The organism is Rhizobium sp. AG207R (assembly GCF_027109195.1).
In the GTDB taxonomy this organism is placed as follows: domain Bacteria; phylum Pseudomonadota; class Alphaproteobacteria; order Rhizobiales; family Rhizobiaceae; genus Rhizobium; species Rhizobium dioscoreae.
The window spans coordinates 1-501 of record NZ_JAEPVT010000037.1 but is presented as its reverse complement, the minus strand read 5'-3'; the positions used below and the strand labels follow the sequence as shown (position 1 = coordinate 501).

1 rRNA gene is annotated in these 501 nt (G+C 52.1%); it reads left to right on the top strand.

Annotated elements, in window-relative coordinates:
- Positions 1-362: 362 nt before the first annotated feature.
- Positions 363-501: ribosomal RNA gene (locus tag JJQ51_RS32825) — 23S ribosomal RNA — on the top strand; the annotation flags it as partial.

Here is a 501-nt window from a genome sequence, read left to right as displayed (position 1 = left end):
TGGTGGAGAGATCGGAGGTAGGAAGGAAGCTTGTCGCTCTGAGCCGTTGTTGTTGGTCCTCTTCGAGGGCTTCTGACGGACGGCTGGATTACCGTTGCCTGACCGCGCGGTATCGGATCCAATCTCGAGAAGCTGGTCTTAAAGATAGACTGCAAGCGAGCTGCTCGGCGTAGCTCCAATAAAGCAGGTCTATCGAACACGTCGATGGCATTATTGAAGCGCGATTGTAAAAGGTAATCGCGCTGGCTTGGTTCGGCACACTGCAAAGTGTCCGGATAGTCAGATTTGGAACCCCTTCGAGCGCAAGCGAGGAGGATAGGAATTCCAAATCCAAGCAAATGATGAGCATTGGCAATGAGAACGATCAAGTGTCGTAAGGGCATTTAGTGGATGCCTAGGCATGCACAGGCGATGAAGGACGTGATACGCTGCGAAAAGCCGTGGGGAGCTGCGAATAAGCTTTGATCCATGGATCTCCGAATGGGGCAACCCACCTTAAAT